Origin of the sequence: Lactobacillus hominis DSM 23910 = CRBIP 24.179 (genome assembly GCF_000296835.1) — a bacterium.
GTDB lineage: Bacteria > Bacillota > Bacilli > Lactobacillales > Lactobacillaceae > Lactobacillus > Lactobacillus hominis.
In genome coordinates, this window is record NZ_CAKE01000002.1 from 309,136 (window position 1) to 324,934 (window position 15,799).

At 35.3% G+C, this 15,799-nt stretch carries 16 protein-coding genes and 1 pseudogene; 6 read left to right on the forward strand and 11 right to left on the reverse strand.

All coding sequences use genetic code 11. The features are described from left to right. Positions 1-2: 2 nt before the first annotated feature. The 4 genes and pseudogenes from BN55_RS02575 to BN55_RS02590 all read right to left on the reverse strand — a co-directional run bounded on the left by BN55_RS02575 (position 3) and on the right by BN55_RS02590 (position 5,277). The gene (locus BN55_RS02575; protein WP_040469144.1) at positions 3-1,334 is read right to left on the reverse strand and encodes a carboxylate--amine ligase; all 1,332 of its coding nucleotides are present in this window, start codon (positions 1,332-1,334) and stop codon (positions 3-5) included. 25 nt (positions 1,335-1,359) lie between these two features. Next, on the reverse strand, positions 1,360-3,309 hold the full coding sequence (gene asnB, locus BN55_RS02580; protein ID WP_008470133.1) for an asparagine synthase (glutamine-hydrolyzing): 1,950 nt from the start codon (positions 3,307-3,309) through the stop codon (positions 1,360-1,362). Between the two features lie 34 nt (positions 3,310-3,343). Further along, positions 3,344-4,734 (reverse strand): annotated as a pseudogene (locus BN55_RS02585) (metallophosphoesterase family protein). Positions 4,735-4,794: 60 nt separating this feature from the next. Beyond that, positions 4,795-5,277 carry a hypothetical protein gene (locus BN55_RS02590; protein ID WP_008470139.1) on the reverse strand — a complete coding sequence of 161 codons (483 nt, stop codon included), beginning with the start codon at positions 5,275-5,277 and terminating at the stop codon, positions 4,795-4,797. Between the two features lie 257 nt (positions 5,278-5,534). Here BN55_RS02590 and BN55_RS02595 point away from each other — a divergent pair, with 257 nt between their 5' ends. Then, positions 5,535-5,915, forward strand: coding sequence for a hypothetical protein (locus BN55_RS02595; RefSeq protein WP_008470140.1), 381 nt, complete (start codon positions 5,535-5,537; stop codon positions 5,913-5,915). A gap of 42 nt (positions 5,916-5,957) precedes the next feature. Here the strand turns inward: BN55_RS02595 and phnE (BN55_RS02600) are convergent, their stop codons facing one another. The 6 genes from phnE (BN55_RS02600) to BN55_RS02625 form a co-directional block, all read right to left on the reverse strand. Continuing rightward, positions 5,958-6,770: a phosphonate ABC transporter, permease protein PhnE gene (gene phnE / locus BN55_RS02600; RefSeq protein ID WP_008470141.1), complete on the reverse strand. Its 813-nt coding sequence runs from the start codon at positions 6,768-6,770 to the stop codon at positions 5,958-5,960. Next, complete coding sequence (phnE, locus tag BN55_RS02605) at positions 6,770-7,576, reverse strand: phosphonate ABC transporter, permease protein PhnE (protein ID WP_008470142.1); 807 nt, start codon at positions 7,574-7,576, stop codon at positions 6,770-6,772. Before phnE (BN55_RS02605) ends, phnE (BN55_RS02600) begins: the two co-directional genes overlap by 1 nt. Further along, entirely contained in the window at positions 7,569-8,351 is a 783-nt protein-coding gene (phnC, locus tag BN55_RS02610) for a phosphonate ABC transporter ATP-binding protein (protein WP_008470143.1), read from the reverse strand. The genes phnE (BN55_RS02605) and phnC overlap by 8 nt, the downstream gene beginning before the upstream one ends. Before the next feature lie 18 nt (positions 8,352-8,369). Further along, positions 8,370-9,299 carry a phosphate/phosphite/phosphonate ABC transporter substrate-binding protein gene (locus tag BN55_RS02615; RefSeq protein WP_008470145.1) on the reverse strand — a complete coding sequence of 310 codons (930 nt, stop codon included), beginning with the start codon at positions 9,297-9,299 and terminating at the stop codon, positions 8,370-8,372. A 64-nt stretch (positions 9,300-9,363) separates the two neighbouring features. Continuing rightward, positions 9,364-10,293, reverse strand: coding sequence for a phosphate/phosphite/phosphonate ABC transporter substrate-binding protein (locus BN55_RS02620; RefSeq protein WP_008470146.1), 930 nt, complete (start codon positions 10,291-10,293; stop codon positions 9,364-9,366). A 425-nt stretch (positions 10,294-10,718) separates the two neighbouring features. Then, positions 10,719-11,213: a universal stress protein gene (locus BN55_RS02625; RefSeq protein ID WP_008470148.1), complete on the reverse strand. Its 495-nt coding sequence runs from the start codon at positions 11,211-11,213 to the stop codon at positions 10,719-10,721. Between the two features lie 207 nt (positions 11,214-11,420). Here BN55_RS02625 and BN55_RS02630 point away from each other — a divergent pair, with 207 nt between their 5' ends. Together BN55_RS02630 and BN55_RS02635 are read left to right on the forward strand one after the other, a co-directional pair. Continuing rightward, entirely contained in the window at positions 11,421-12,224 is an 804-nt protein-coding gene (locus BN55_RS02630) for a tyrosine-protein phosphatase (protein ID WP_008470149.1), read from the forward strand. Between the two features lie 12 nt (positions 12,225-12,236). Further along, positions 12,237-12,971 (forward strand): GntR family transcriptional regulator, encoded by a 735-nt coding sequence (locus BN55_RS02635; protein ID WP_008470150.1) that lies wholly within the window; start codon positions 12,237-12,239, stop codon positions 12,969-12,971. 41 nt (positions 12,972-13,012) lie between these two features. On the opposite strand, the gene BN55_RS02640 is transcribed toward BN55_RS02635, so the two are convergent. Next, positions 13,013-13,498 (reverse strand): PTS sugar transporter subunit IIA, encoded by a 486-nt coding sequence (locus tag BN55_RS02640; RefSeq protein ID WP_008470152.1) that lies wholly within the window; start codon positions 13,496-13,498, stop codon positions 13,013-13,015. Positions 13,499-13,642: 144 nt separating this feature from the next. On the opposite strand from BN55_RS02640, the gene BN55_RS02645 reads away from it, so the two are divergent. The 3 genes from BN55_RS02645 to BN55_RS02655 all read left to right on the forward strand — a co-directional run bounded on the left by BN55_RS02645 (position 13,643) and on the right by BN55_RS02655 (position 15,739). Continuing rightward, positions 13,643-14,119, forward strand: coding sequence for a nucleoside 2-deoxyribosyltransferase (locus BN55_RS02645; protein WP_008470153.1), 477 nt, complete (start codon positions 13,643-13,645; stop codon positions 14,117-14,119). A 206-nt stretch (positions 14,120-14,325) separates the two neighbouring features. Beyond that, the gene (locus BN55_RS02650; RefSeq protein ID WP_008470154.1) at positions 14,326-15,174 is read left to right on the forward strand and encodes an Rgg/GadR/MutR family transcriptional regulator; all 849 of its coding nucleotides are present in this window, start codon (positions 14,326-14,328) and stop codon (positions 15,172-15,174) included. A 163-nt stretch (positions 15,175-15,337) separates the two neighbouring features. Then, positions 15,338-15,739, forward strand: coding sequence for a hypothetical protein (locus BN55_RS02655; RefSeq protein ID WP_008470155.1), 402 nt, complete (start codon positions 15,338-15,340; stop codon positions 15,737-15,739). Positions 15,740-15,799: the final 60 nt, after the last annotated feature.

Below are 15,799 nucleotides of genomic sequence, written 5' to 3' on the forward strand. Positions count from 1 at the left end.
AATTAAAGTTCGTTTTCGTGATTTTGCTCTTCGCCAATTCCTTCAGCTTGCTTTTTAATACTTTGGGCAGCCTTTTCGAAGTATTGTCCTTTATTTACTTGGTAGTACTTCTTGTAGCGGCCAATGTAGTTGTGGAACATATAATGCATAAGCAACCAGCGTTTGAAGCTTTCGTCTTTCTTGTAAAAGACAGTTGTGCCGTAGCGACCTTCTTTAATCAAGCGTTCAGCTAAACGCTTGGCACCATTATCATAGGCATATTTCTTAAAGACCTTCACTGGAACACCAAGCCATAAGACATAGTCTTTACCATCTTTATTACCGTAAACAGTTGGCTTATCTTTTAAACTATCTTCTACGTAGTCATCAATGTACCATTTAGCTAAATTATAACCATTTAAAGTTACGTAGAAACTTGAACGACCTTGACGTAAGTTAATTTCAAAGAACTTGTATTCACCATCACGAGCATCATATTTGATGTCAAAGTTAGCCATACCTGTATAATTTAACTTTTCAAGGAATGCTTGCACTGTATCGTACAACTTTTGACTAAATGCTGGCAAAATTGCCATATAGTTTCCGATTGATTGTGGAGTTGGATCTTCAAGTAATGGGTGTCCCAAGCACATCATCTTAACTTTATGGTTTTTATCCACATAAGCGTTAAGTACACGCATGTTAGAGTCATCGCCAGGGATAAAGTCTTGCAAAATCAAGTCTTCTTTATAGCCGTGAGTATAAATCTTACCCACGATATCAGCCAATTCAGCTTCATCATGAATAGTGAAAGCTTTTTTACGACCTTCGAATTGGCAATCAAGCCAAGAAACAGGATCTTCAGGCTTTAATTCAACTGGATAATCAAATGGGATAGTTAAATAGTTTTCTGCCTTGTAGTCAGCCATAGTGATGATCTTAGTCTTAGGATATGGCAAGCCGTACTTTTCAGCGATTTCATAAAAACCTTCTTTTGAAATCAACTTTTCAAGTAAATCGTATTGAATATAAGGTACAATAAATGCCTCTTGTAATTCTTCCTTGTGCTTAGCAAGAAGCTCTGCATATCCATCCCCACAAGCAATCAAGATAACTGGTTCTTCGTGGTTTTTGTATTCTTGGATCTTTTGTTTCATAACGTTCATAAAACCAGGATCTTCCGCAAATCCCTCATGAACTTCAACATCGACGATCTTAGAATAACGCGTAGCAGCTAAATGACTAGCAGCCCAAGCCTTAACCTTGATTCCGTAAGCTTCGTTAAATGAACGAGCCATCCCATATACGTTAATATCACTACCTAAAAGAATTGGCGTAAATTTTTGCAAAACAATAACTTCTTTCTGTCTATCTTATCTTTTAAACTAACTTACCAGATGCAATCAAACTGGCAACTTCAGGTTGAACATGTTGGTACTTTTTGACGGTATTGTCATAATCCACAAAGAAAAGTTTATACCAAACTAAAAATGTGTAAATAGCCCAAATTTGACGTCTTGCGCTACCATCACCTTTGTAGTTGTCATCTAGCAACTTGAGGATTTTTTCTTGGTCAAAAATTTCATTTACAAAGTCTTCACTAAAGACTTCACGTACTTGCTTGTAAAAACGTGGTTCTTTAAGCCATTGCTTAATCGGAGTTGGGAAACCTAACTTAGGTCTTTGAGCCCATTCTTTAGGCAAGACTTTTTCAGATGCTTTACGTAAAGCATACTTGGTATCATGACGGTTGACTAAGTACTTAGTAGGAATTGAATTTGCAAGTTCAGCAATCTTCTTATCAAGATATGGAACACGCAACTCTAATGAGTGAGCCATTGAAATCTTGTCAGCTTTTTGTTCAATATCGTTAAGCATGAAGTGGTGCAAGTCGATGTATTGCATTTGCTTAACGCTATCTAAGTTTTCAACTTTCTTGAAATCTTCTTGGTAGTTGCCGTTAACAGTTAAGTCGTTTTGATATTTTTCTTTCAAAATACCGTTAGCATCTTTTGAAGAAAAGATTGTTGGATAATCCATGTCGTAAATAACTGATTGACCTACGTAAAATTCGCTTGGCTTAGCTAAGTTAGTGTACATGTGAACTTTACCTGGAAAGTTTGGCATCTTCTTAATGCCGTGGGCTAATTTCACGCGAGCGCCTTTAGGAAGCTTCTTAAGTCCTGCAGTAAAGACCTTAATAACGTTGTTGTGCGTATGCATGCCGTAGTTAACGTATCCGGCAAACAATTCGTCGGCACCTTCACCAGAAAGTGCAACCGTAACGTGCTTACGAGCTAACTTACATAAGTACCATAATGGAATAATTGATGGATTGGCATCAGGTTCGTCCATATGGTATTGCATTTCTGGAAAATCACGCATTGCTTCATCGGCATCAACCTTATCAGCAAAGAATTTCCAACCATTTAAATCAGATAAGGCTTTTGCTTTTGATGCTTCGTTATAAGTTGAATCGTCAAAACTTACTGAGAAAACATCTTCTGGTTGAAGCAAACTAGTTAAGTAAGATGAATCGATTCCTTCAGATAAGAAGGCCCCAACTGGCACGTCCGCATTACGGTACAAGTCAACAGTTTCTTTAAGATCTTCGTTGATCTTATCCAAAGTTTCTTCAAAGCTAAGGCTATTTTCAATGTATTCTGCATCCCAGTACTTGTGGATATTCATCTTGCCATCTTTATATTCGAACCAGTGTCCTGCTGGGAAGCGATAAACGCCCTTAAAGAATGTTTCTTTTAAGTCGTTGTATTGGTTCATGAGGTATGGCTTAACAGCACGAGTGTTAAGCTCTTTTTTAAATCCAGGAACAGCTAAGAAACTCTTTAATTCTGAGCCTAAAATTAATTGACCATCGTGGTCTGAATAATATAATGGCTTAATTCCAAAGAAATCGCGTGCTCCGTATAAGGTCTTGTTATTATCATCCCAAATTGCAAAACCAAACATTCCACGGACACGCTTTAATAAGCCATCCATGCCCCACTCTTCATATCCATGAAGCAAAACTTCAGTATCGGCCTTCGTAGAAAAAGTATGACCTTTTTCAATTAATTCCTTTCTTAATGGCTTAAAATTATAAATTTCACCATTAAAAATAATTGCGCGGCTGTGATCTTCATTCCAAATTGGTTGAGCGCCGCCTCTTAAGTCAATGATTGATAATCTTCTAAATCCGAGCGCTACTTCATCATTAACAAATTTTCCATCTGAAGAAGGTCCACGGTGTTTAATAGTATCCATCATTGATTGAATTGCATGATCTTTATCCTTTAATTTCGGATCTACAATTGCACAGATTCCACACATAAAAAGCTTTCTCCTTAATTTTTATTTTTAATTACTAGATACGATATAAGCGTCGGCGTGAACTTGCACCATAGCCAAATACCTGCATCAAATGACGATTAGGATCAATATTTACAATATAACCAGCTGATTCATTAGGATGGTCATATTTACGGTTCCAACGTTTATTGTATTGAGTAGTCAAAGCATGATTTGGTCCCATTAAAGCCGAGCAATTAAATAGTACATACTGAATACCGTTAATGCGATATTGATCTTCAGTATGACGGTGTCCGCAAAAGTATGCGACCACTTTGGCGTTTTGAATCTTAGTAAAGTCAAAACTATTGGCTAATGAAAATTCCGCTGGAACATCGCGCGAATTCAAGTAGCCTTTTTCTCGTTGGTTAAAGGCCACTAATAATTCATGCAGCGAACGTCCATTATACTTCAGGGCGTTACCGCCTTTACGGTTAATTGGATTAGCGTGACTCATAAAGATAATTTTCTTATCGCTAGATTGCTCCAAAATTTCGATAATTTCTTGCATCTGATCTTCGCGAATTGCCAGCGTGATCTTAGTGTCGTACTTCTTTTTACCTTGTTTATCCAAAATATAAGGTACGTCAGATGTATTAACCGTAATCACGCGGATATTATCTTTGTCAAAGTAAGCTACGCCATGTTTACGAGAAATGTAATGGATTCCTTTTTGAAAATACATGGTTGGCCACATGATATCTTCAAATTCGTTTTCAGGAAACGAGGCTTTTAAATCATGGTGCTCGTCGAATTTATCATTTTCATCATGATTGCCCTTGATAATCGCAAAATTAGTCTTATTTGACCTGAAGGCTTTTCTTAAAGAAATTAATTCTTGTTCATCAACTAATCCTGGATCAGATCCATCCAATCGCCCAAGTGAGCTTTAAGATCGAGGATATTCTTATCTTCTAAATAATTAAATTCTTTAACATGAGTGAGTCCATTATGACCATAAAAATCGATACTGTCGCTTTCTTTGTAGTGGGTATCGGTTAAGACTCCGATATTAACGGAATTATTGCCTTTACGTATATGTCTATTTACATAATCGACAAAATCATCTAATTGCCTTTCAACAATATAGCGTCGACCTGTCTTTTTGTTAACAAAGGCTTGATATCGATCCAAACGTTTATCAAATTTTCTCACATATTCAGGAGCTAAATCTGAAGCATCTACTGGACGCAAAGCTTGATGAAGAGTTCCCTCATCATCTTTATAAACAATTAAGTCATAATCTTCACCATTAGGAGTATCTTGCGCAGATCCCACTTGATACTCGCCAACAGTCATGTATTGCTGCATCTCATCAAAAGGTATATCGCGCCTTTTTTGACGCCATTTTTTACTCATCCCTGAAAGCTGATCTAATACCCCTTGAGTCTTCTTAATTATATTCATGGTTAGAATCACTTCTATTTCAATACAAAAGGGACCAATTGCTCGTCTGGCCCCTAAGAATTAATTATTTGCCAAAGCGTTTGCAGCTAAGCCTAAAGATACAACAGCATCTTTAGATAAAACCTTTTTCAAATCACTCGCATCAATCGCACGAACTGCACCAATTACCTTTAAACTGTAAAGCAAAACGTGCACATCTGTTGTACGATCATAATTGTCATCTTCAAATGGATCTTCGTGGTTGTAAGTTAAATTAATTTCATCTTTATCAACGTAGCCATCCACATGATTAGTCAAAATACGATCATGAAGTGCGCTCATTGGCTCATTTAAATGAAGCAAAGTTAACTTACCATCAGATTCACTGTTGTAGTATTCATCTTGAGTCATTGAGAAATAGTCCTTAATTGGCTTATCTAAAACACCCAAGCTATCAATTTCCTTATGAATTTTTTCAGTATCTAGGTCTTGTTGACCACTAATAATTTGATCTTGTGATAAAGCCAAATCATCGGCCAGAGTCATGGTTGTTAAGTTTTCCATAATTTCCTCCTCGAAATACATGTTCCATTATAGCAAAAAAGTTGTATTTATTGCGATTTTGGGCTCTATTTAATAGGATATTAAAACTTTCTTTTGAAAAAGAAAAGATCAGCTTTCAGAAGCTGACTTTTTTGATAAATATTCATTCTAATAAAATGATTTTATTTTTCCAAAAACGGGATAATATAATTGCTACAAATGAGATAACTTTCTTCATAATTAAATAAATAATGTAAATATCAGAAAGCGTGATTAAAATGCAAGATTGGCCTCTAACTATTAGTTGTCTGATTGCTATGGGAGCTGGATTTTTTGAATTATATAGAACTTTTAGATTCTATAAATACGATAAAAAATCCAAATCAATTGCTGCAGCTCCTTATGTGATTTATTTTGGAACATTCTTTAGTGGCATATTTATTATCGTTCCTGTCTTATTTTTAATGGGAATTACCAATCCGCAAATCCCACGATTTTTATACATCATTTTAGGCATTATCTTAATTATTGTTGCTACTTTAATGTATCGACGCGGCCATCAAATGTCTAAAAAATTGAGTAAAGATGCCAGTAACTTCGCAATTTGGCAAATTTACTTAGATAAAATACTAATTACAATACAAAAAAACGAACAGTAAAATTTCTTTCAGGAAAAATCACTGTTCGTTTTATTTTTTTAATTAAACTAATTTCTTTCTGATCCAGCCAGAAATCCAATCGATAATAACCACCATGATGATAATACCTAATAAGATAATACCAACACGATTCCATTGACGATACTGCAAGGCAATAATCAATGGGTAACCGATACCTCCGGCACCAACCAAACCAAGAATTGATGCGGAACGAATTGAAACATCAAAACGATATAAGGTATTAGAAATCAATTCTGGCATTAAGTTTGGCATTGTCGCAAAAGTGATAATGTTCCACTTAGAACCACCAGCAGAAGCAACAGCTTCGTTTGCACCAGTTTCCAAGTTTTCAATTGCTTCAGAAAACAGCTTAGCCAGCATCCCAACAGAGTGAAAACCTAAGGCAAACACACCGGCTGCCGATCCAGGGCCGACTGCTTTAATAAACATCAATGCTAAAACAATTTCTGGGAATGAACGGATAATTGCCAAAACCAATTTTCCAGTTCTCGAAACATACCATTTCTTATGTTTAGTATGAGCTGCCCAAAAGGCAAATGGTAAAGAAATAATAGCTGAAATAAATGTACCTAAGAAGGCAATACAGATAGTTTCCCATAATTGAGAGATCAAGTCTTCGCCTGTACCGTTATAAACATAAGACCAATCTGGGTGAAAAATTCCGGCGAAAATAGCGCCAGTAATTTGAGCTGCACTATCTTTAATTCCGCCAAAGTTAATTCCGGTACATGACCAAACAATCACAGCGACAGTAACGATTGCAATTGCCCAGTGATAGATACGTTTTTTTAAATCGACGGGTTTAGCAGGTAATTGTTTCATAGTATTATCCATTATTTCATTAACGCCTCCCGTGATTTAGATGAAATGTAGTCAATTAAGACAACCACAATAATAATTACGATAATGATGGTTCCAGTCTTGTCGTAAGCAAAGACCTGCAAAGTTTGTTGTAAGTAAAGACCAATACCACCAGCACCGATATAACCAAGAACTGTTGATGCTCTGACATTTATTTCAAATGCATATAAAACATAAGAAATGAAGTAAGTGATAATTTGTGGCAATACGGCAAAACAAATAATTTGGAATTTGTTTGCACCTACTGCAGTTAGAGCCTCAATTGGACCTGGATCAATCGTTTCAATTGCTTCATAAAATAGTTTTACAACTACACCAAAAGTAAAGACTGATAAGGCAAACACACCAGCTACCGGACCAATACCAACAATAGCCACAAAGATTGCACCCAAAAGAAGGTCAGGCAAAGTTCTGATGATGTTCATGATAAAACGAAGCACACCAGTAACAGCTTTATTTTTAATGATGTTGCGAGCAATTAATAAAGAATAAATAAATGCCACAATTGAACCAATTACAGTTCCTAAAACTGCCATCTTGATAGTTTCAATAACTAAAGGAATTGCAGTTGATGCATAAGACCAATCTGGGTGACACATTTGCACAAAGATGTCGGCAAATTGGCTAAAGTTTTGCGGAGCAAGCAAAACGCTAATATGGGCATTAGTTGTATTTACAGATAAGAAAAAGCCAATAACTAACACTAACACCCAAACGATATTCATTACCTTTAACTTTTTCTTAGGCAATTCATGATTGGGAGTTTGTGAATTACTCATTTTCAGCCCCCATCTCTACATCTTTTTTACCACCATAAATATCATCAAAGACTGATTGTGGAGTTTCGCTCATCTTGCCGTCGTAAACAATTTGACCTGCGCGAACACCAATAACGCGATCACCGAATTCACGGGCCAATTCCACGCTGTGCAAGTTAGCAAGAACGGTCATGCCATATTCTTCATTAAGCATCTTCAAGTCATGCATTACACGGCGTGAAGTTTGCGGGTCAAGCGAAGCAGTTGGTTCATCAGCCAAAATAATCTTAGGATTTTGAGTTAAAACGCGGGCAATAGCCACACGTTGCTGCTGACCACCAGATAATTGATCAGCACGCGTATAAACCTTGTCTGCCAAGTCAACCCTTTGCAAAGCTTCATAAGCTTTCTGCTTATCTTCTTTAGAAAACAAATTGAAAGTTGTCTTCCAAGTTGGATAATAAGCAACTCTACCAGTTAAAACGTTACGCAATACGCTAGAGCGCTTAACCAAGTTAAAGCTTTGGAAAATCATTCCAATATCGCGGCGAATCAAGCGTAAGTCCTTACCTTTTGCCTTAGTAATAGACTTGCCATCAATCAAAATATCTCCTTCAGAAATATCTTGCAAGCGATTAATTGAACGAAGCAAAGTTGATTTTCCAGCACCAGATAAACCAACAACTACAACGAATTCGCCCTTATCGATTTCTAAATTAATATCTTTTAAACCTACAGTACCATTGTCATAGACCTTGGTAACGTCCTTTAATTGGATCATTGGCTGATTTGCCATTAATAATACTCCTAACTTTTATTTACTATTTTGACCTACAATCTTTTGGTAGCGACGAATTACGTTAAAGTCGCTATCTTTTGCATAGGCGTAACCTTCATGGGTATAAACTTGTTCGATAACTTTACGTCCGTTTTTAGTATGAGCAATATCAATAAATGCTTTGGCTAACTTCTTACGAAAGGCCTTTGACATATCGCTTCTTACAGAAATAGTGTCGTTTGGAATTTCGTGAGTAAAGTAAATTGGCACAACCTTACTCATGATATTTGGCTTATCCTTTTTAACGGCATTACGTGCATCTTCAAATACAAAAGCTGCATCAGTATCACCATTTAAAACATTCAAGACAGCTTGATCATGTCCAGTAACTGTTACAAGCTTACTATCTTTAGTTACATCTAAACCCTTTTGCTTTAATTCAGCTACCGGGAATAAGTAACCAGAAGAAGAAGTGGGGTCTTGAATCGAAATGCTCTTACCTTTTAAGTCTTTCCAGCTCTTAATCTTAGAGCCCTTTTTAACTAAAATTTCTGCACGATAAGACTTAACTAAGTTCTTAGTAGCCTCACCATTTGGCTGTTTTACGCCGTAACGCTCAGCTTGCAATAATACATCAGCTACGCCGCGTTTGTGAGCTAAAACATAGCCATCAGGTGGCAGAAAGGCTACATCAATTTTTTTAGAAGACAATGCTTCAATTGGAGCATTAAAACTAGTCGAAGTTGTAACTTTTACCGGAATACCTAAACGTTTAGAAAGCATTTTTTCTAATGGTTTTGCGCGAGTTTCAAGTGTCTGAGCATTTTGACTTGGTACAAACTGAATTGACAAAGACTTCGGTGTATAGCCTGATTTATCTTTGGCACTCTTATTTGAGCAAGCCACACTAGCAATTGCAATTAGGAACAAAAAGGCAGCAACGAAAACCTTTTTTATATATTTCATTTTTATCTCCATTAATACTCAATTATCTAGATTATTTAGCACACGTTTAATATTTATTCATTTTTTATTTTTTGGTAGATTCAATAATCTTATCGTACTTACGTACAATAGCAAATTTACTGTCATTTGAACGAACGTAACCTTCATGGCTGTAAATTGATTCAATCAACTTCTTACCCTTCTTAGATTCGCCTACTTCAATAAATGCCTTAGCAAGTTTCTTTTGGAATGCTTTTGACATATCGCTTCTTACAGAAACAGTATCGTTTGGAATTGGCTTAGTGAAGTAAATTGGCACAACCTTCTTCATAATGTTAGGTTGATCTTTCTTCACAATGTTACGTGCATCTTCAAAGACAAAGGCTGCATCAGTATCACCATTTAAGACGTTCAAGATAGCTTGGTCATGTCCAGTAACAGTAACTAACTTACAGCTCTTTGGCACATCTAAGCCTTTTTGCTTTAATTCCGCAATTGGGAAAACGTAACCGGCTGAAGAAGTTGGGTTTTGAACTGAAATGCTCTTACCTTTTAAATCTTTCCAGTTCTTAATCTTAGAACCTTTTTTAACAACGATTTCAGCGCGATATGAATCCACTAAATCCTTAGTAGCCTCACCGTTTGGTTGCTTGACGCCGTAACGCTGAGCTTGCAGCAACACATCAGCAGCACCTTGCTTATGAGCTAAGACATATCCATCTGGTGGCAAAAAGCCAACATCAACTTTCTTTGACTTCATAGCTTCGACAACTGTGTTGTAGTCAGTTGACATTGTAACTTTAACAGGGATACCCAGCTTTTTAGAAAGCATTTTTTCTAATGGTTTTGCGCGCCCTTCAAGCTTGTCGGCAGCTTGACTTGGTACAAATTGCACGTTTAATTCTTTTGGGGTATAACCCGCACTTGAGTTTGATTTTTTATTTGAGCAGGCAGTAGCTGCTACTGCAAGCAAGATTGTAAAAAGGCCAAACAGCACTTTTTTGAACTTTTTCATCTTGTGTCCTCCTACGACATCAAAAAGTAAAACAACGATAACAACACAACATACACATACTTCATGGTACAAAAAAAGCTTAATCAGACGTCAAAAAGGCGACGACTAATTAAGCCTTTAAAAACCACGATGAAATTAAAACAAAAACGCGAACTAAGACTGCTTCTATGTCAGAAACAGCCTTTAAACGAGCCACGGATGTAATACGACAAGATTTACTTAAGTGTAACAAAAACATCTATGACTCCTTTCAATATCAACTGGCGTTTGTTCTTAAGTATAATACCAGAAATATTCGGAGTTGAACATATATTTTGCCAAAAAAACCATTTTTTTCTAAAAAGTACTAATTGGAGCGGTCCAATTACAAACAAAAAAGCCGATCTTTTGATTATTTAGGCCAGCCTGAAAATGTTCGGATTTAACTAAAATCTTCTTTTCTTTTTCTTAGGAACTTCTTTGTTTTCTAAATCTGTCTTAACGATCAAAACATCAGACAAAGCATGTTGGTTAACGTATTCAGTGACACTACCCATTAACATTCTTTCAACTGCGTTCATTCCAGTAGCTCCCATCACGATTAAATCATTGTGGTGGTCATTAATGAAATCAACAGCAATAATTCTCTTAGGCGAGCCATAGCGAATATGATAACTAACATCAGAAAAGTCCATCTTTTCTTGAGCCCATTTCTTAAGGCTCTTTAAATACTCTTCTGAATCTTGAGTCATTTGATAAATAGTATCACCTGAAATAAGCGTATCTTGCATTTCTCCCATAAATTGACGAGTATCAATGACATTTAAAACATCTAAATGGGCATTATTATCAATTGCAATTTGAACAGCCTTATCAAAAGCTCTTTCGGCAGTTTCTGATCCATCGACAGGTACCAAAATATTATTGTAATCTTCCATCATTTGTATCATCTCCAGCTTTCCGGCGAATTTCTAACATAATTATTTTACCATAATTCTATGCAAAATTAGTATTTAGAAAACTAAATGATCTAGCACACGCACGTAATTAGTGTTAAAATCTAAATGCTATTTTATTACTATATTAACTACTACTCCATGCACTCAGCTGTACAGCGGCTGCAAGTATATAGATAAGGAACTACATTTATGAGCGAAAATTATAAGACTAAACTGATTGGTGTCACCTCTGGCCGAAATTTCCGCGAACTAGGTGGCTATGAAACAATTAGTGGTCAAAAAATAAAGTACAATAAACTATTACGAACTGGTAACTTAGCAGATCTTTCAAGACAAGATCTAGACTTACTGCACAATTATGGCGTTAAATATGACGTTGACTTTAGAACGGCTAAAGAAAAACAAGAGCATCCTGATCGTGTGCCAGATGGTGCTATTTATGAATTCGATCCAGTTTTTAGCGATGACTTAACCAATGCATCTAAGGGCATCTTTGCTTTAGAAGAAAATGCGGAAAAAGATCCAACCTATGGCTTTAAGCATATGTACTTTGCTTATGAAGACATGATTAAAGGCGAAACAGCTCAAAAAGCATATCGCAAATTTTTTGATTTACTTTTAACTAACAGTAATGAACATGAAGCATTGCTTTTTCACTGCACAGCTGGAAAAGATCGTACAGGATATGGTGCATTATTAGTTTTATCAGCACTTGGCGTACCTTTTTCAACTATTAAATACGATTACGTCTTAACTAACGTTACAACAAAAGATTTTGTAGACAACATGCTTAAAGAAGCTGCAAGTGACGGAGCTAGCGCCAGAGTTTTACAATCTATCAAAGATATTCAATCTGTTTATCCAGAATATCTTGATCATGCAGTTAAAGTGCTTAATGAAGAATATGGTGGTATCAACGAATACTTGCGTAATAGCATGCATTTATCAGTTGGTGACATTATGGATTTAAGAAGAATATATCTTGAAGGATAAGGGGAGTTAAAAATGGTTGAACCGAAATATTTACAAATTGAAAATGAATTAAAAGAAGAAATTTTATCTGGACAATTTCAATACGCTGATAAATTTTACAGTGAAAAAGAATTAAAAGACAAATTCAATGTTTCTTCAATTACTGTTATTCGTTCAGTTAAAGATCTAGTAAAAGCAGGTTATCTTGTTCGTTATCAAGGTAAAGGTACTTTCGTTTCCCACTCTCCTCACCAACGCTTAGTTCGCTATCAAGAATTAAATCGTTTCCCTAACAAAGAAAGCGCAAATAAGGAAAGCATTAAAGTTCTCAGCTTAGAAAAAGAAGACGATGCGGACATTAACCGTGAACTTGGAATCAACAAAAATACATTCCACTATCACTTAACTCAAGTGCGCAGCGTTAACAATGAGCCATTTTTGTATTACCAAGCCTACTTTGCACCTAAATTTATTAATTATCGTAAACTCAAAGACCTGCAAGCAAACTTTCAAAATATTTATGTACGCATTCGCGAAGACTCCAACATCTATCTTTTAGATGAACCATTTAAAGAAAAAGATAGCGTAGTAAATGCACCAAAAGAAGTTGCTAACGCATTAAACTTGAGCGATGATGCCTACGTTGTTAAACAAGAAAAGAAAATTGTTTCTTCTAAAAATGCGGAAGTACTTCTTTACAGGGTTAACTACAAAAAAGTTGACTACACTGAAGTTTCCTTCACTACTCCTGATTATCCAGAAATTTAAGACAAAAAACTAGCCCAAAAGGCTAGTTTTTTTACACTCAATTAAAAATTAGTTTCTAAAAAATCATAAATTTGCTCAGGATCAGTTTCATTAAATAAATCATTTAAATCTTCAACATCAGTTTGAGCTAAAAAGTCCATAATATTGGCTAAAATATTGGAGTGCAGATCAGGATTGTCATTCAAGATCATAAATAAGAATTTTACTTCCAATGTTTCAGTCGGATTGACCATGTTATTAAATTTAACAGGTTGCTTTAACGCAATGGGCACAATCATTTGCTTGTTTACAAACTTACCTTCTGTATGAGGAATAGCGACATTGGGTAAATCATGAGATAAAGGACGAGTTGAAATACCAGTAGGATATTTATCTTCACGTTCAATAATATTTTGAATAAAATCGCCTTTAACATAGCCTAGATCAAGCAATTCTTGGTAAACGTCCCTAAAGATTTCATTACGATCTGTTTTATCAGTTACAAATACGGCTTTTTTATTAAAAAGTTTTTTCTTATCAATTGACATACGCGTCGATTCCTTCCTAGTCGTTGAATTCATAAATCAATTATATCTTAAAACCGGTTTCAAAAACACCGATGCTACTGTAACGTTTTAGCATTTTTTGTTAAAGTTAGACAAGTAATCATTTTTTATGAAAGGACCTTGATTATGACTAAACAAAAAACCGTTTATTTTGGTGCTGGCTGGTTTACTGAAACTCAAAACAAAGCTTACAAAGATGCTATGAAAGCTTTAGAGCAAAATCCAACTATTGATCTTGAAAACAGCTATGTTCCTCTTCAAAACCAATACAAAGGCATCCGCGTTGACGAACATCCTGAATATTTGCACGACAAAGAATGGGCTCAAGCTACTTACAGTGGCGATTTAATTGGCATTAAAACAAGCGATATTATGCTCGGCGTATACGTTCCTAAAGAAGAAGACGTTGGTTTAGGGATGGAATTAGGTTACGCAATGTCACAAGGTAAGTTTGTTTTATTGGTTGTTCCTGATGAACAATTTGGTCAGCCAATCAACTTAATGAGTTGGGGCGTTGCTGACAGCGTAATTAAGATGAGCGATTTGAAGGACTTTAACTTCAACCAACCTAAGTTTAGCTTCTACGAAGGCGCTGTATATTAAAGTGTAGAAAAAGCGAGGTTCAAATGAACTTCGCTTTTTGTTATGATTCATTATATTGATAGTCATCTAGCTATTGTTCTATCCCCATTTTGATAAACAAGCAAGTTGTTGCGCAGTGGGGATTAATATTGGGATCAATCCACCAATCAATAGCGTTATAATTTTATTTTTAAATTTTCTTTTCATACTTATTCGGAGGCCTTTCTATGTATGGTAAATATTTTAAAGAATTACGGCAAAAAAGAAATTTGTCTATTAGACAAGTCGCGACCGATGTAGTATCGCCTTCAACTCTATCACGTTGGGAAAATGACGAAATTACTCCTAATTTTAATATCATCGTAAAACTTCTTCAGCAAATCCATGTTTCTCCATATGAATTTATTAATTATGCCCATATACAGTCATACTCACTTGAAATAGTTAAAATGAATGAAGCTTATTTCAAAAAAGATATAATAACGTTAAAACTTCTTTTCAATGATTTTTTCCAACAATATAAGCAAAAAGCTAATCCTCATAATCTTTTTATAGCTGGAATTGCTTCGAGTTTTTACTTCGAACTTACAAAAACTAAATTATTACCCCAACTTTATATAAATAAATTAGCAGCTTATCTTTCTTCAGTCACATATTGGAGTCATTACTACCTAGGTATTTTTGGAAATACTATCCCATTGTTATCAGACCGATTAGTATTTGGTTTAACTAATCTTATCATTAATGATCTAGAGGAAATAAAAGATAGTGGACTAGAGCTCACATTAGTAGCTTGGACAACTATTTTAAATTCCTTCGCTATACTTCTGAAAGACCAGTCTCCTTTTGTTAAAAAATTATATAAAAGGATTAAAAATCTTTCGATCTCTTCTAGTTTAGTATCTATTCGTTTCAGAAAGAAATTTTTAGAAGCCCTTTTCAGATACCAAATTAACCAAACTGGTGAAGAAAGTATATATAATATGATCGAAGCTACTAAAATTTTAGGATTAGAAGAATACTACTCTGATTTCTATTCTTTATTTGTCGAAATCCAAACTAAATTAAATCATTAATTGTCCAATATTTATCAATGCGTTGCAAAAATGAAACAAGCTTATAAAGGAAGCCGATAAAACCACCTTATTTGCGATTTTGTTTTTATATTTGCAACGTTTTTAAATACACTGAATTTCTTCCCTATAATTATTTTCATAATTCATTTAAGGAGGAATATAAATGTTTAAATTTTTAAAAAGAGGTGCCATTATTGGAAGTGCACTTTTAGGCTTAGGTGGAACTGGAGTGGCATCAGCGGCTTATTGGACCGTATCATCTGAATCAGTTTCAGAGCGTGGACGTTGGAGCTCATATGGTAGTGCTAACGTAAAACAAAGTAACTCCAACTCTGCCTCATTTAACGGCGATGTATTACCTAATTCATTTGGATATAACGTTCGTTTAATCAACGGAAATGCTGCAGGTCGTTCTAATTATGTAGGCTTAGTTAAAGATACAACAACTCATGCAGGTAATAATACTGGTAAGAGAAATTATTATTACTATGCTGATGTACGTTCACAAACATATGAACCTCATTCTAGTTATGTAAAATTACACTTCAGTTCAGACTATAAATAAAGAAAAAGAGGGTCACTCCTCTTTTTTCTTTATCCAACTTAATTGGGAAAGGATTTAATT

Excerpts from the sequence above, each read along its gene's own strand:
- phnE (WP_008470142.1), bottom strand. The coding sequence starts at position 7,576 with ATGAGTAATTCACAAACTCCCAATCATGAATTGCCTAAGAAAAAGTTA.
- BN55_RS02655 (WP_008470155.1), top strand. The coding sequence starts at position 15,338 with ATGTTTAAATTTTTAAAAAGAGGTGCCATTATTGGAAGTGCACTTTTA.
- BN55_RS02625 (WP_008470148.1), bottom strand. The coding sequence starts at position 11,213 with ATGATGGAAGATTACAATAATATTTTGGTACCTGTCGATGGATCAGAA.
- phnC (WP_008470143.1), bottom strand. The coding sequence starts at position 8,351 with ATGGCAAATCAGCCAATGATCCAATTAAAGGACGTTACCAAGGTCTAT.
- BN55_RS02590 (WP_008470139.1), bottom strand. The coding sequence starts at position 5,277 with ATGGAAAACTTAACAACCATGACTCTGGCCGATGATTTGGCTTTATCA.
- BN55_RS02640 (WP_008470152.1), bottom strand. The coding sequence starts at position 13,498 with ATGTCAATTGATAAGAAAAAACTTTTTAATAAAAAAGCCGTATTTGTA.
- BN55_RS02630 (WP_008470149.1), top strand. The coding sequence starts at position 11,421 with ATGAGCGAAAATTATAAGACTAAACTGATTGGTGTCACCTCTGGCCGA.
- BN55_RS02595 (WP_008470140.1), top strand. The coding sequence starts at position 5,535 with ATGCAAGATTGGCCTCTAACTATTAGTTGTCTGATTGCTATGGGAGCT.
- phnE (WP_008470141.1), bottom strand. The coding sequence starts at position 6,770 with ATGGATAATACTATGAAACAATTACCTGCTAAACCCGTCGATTTAAAA.
- BN55_RS02635 (WP_008470150.1), top strand. The coding sequence starts at position 12,237 with ATGGTTGAACCGAAATATTTACAAATTGAAAATGAATTAAAAGAAGAA.
- BN55_RS02650 (WP_008470154.1), top strand. The coding sequence starts at position 14,326 with ATGTATGGTAAATATTTTAAAGAATTACGGCAAAAAAGAAATTTGTCT.
- BN55_RS02615 (WP_008470145.1), bottom strand. The coding sequence starts at position 9,299 with ATGAAATATATAAAAAAGGTTTTCGTTGCTGCCTTTTTGTTCCTAATT.
- asnB (WP_008470133.1), bottom strand. The coding sequence starts at position 3,309 with ATGTGTGGAATCTGTGCAATTGTAGATCCGAAATTAAAGGATAAAGAT.
- BN55_RS02620 (WP_008470146.1), bottom strand. The coding sequence starts at position 10,293 with ATGAAAAAGTTCAAAAAAGTGCTGTTTGGCCTTTTTACAATCTTGCTT.
- BN55_RS02645 (WP_008470153.1), top strand. The coding sequence starts at position 13,643 with ATGACTAAACAAAAAACCGTTTATTTTGGTGCTGGCTGGTTTACTGAA.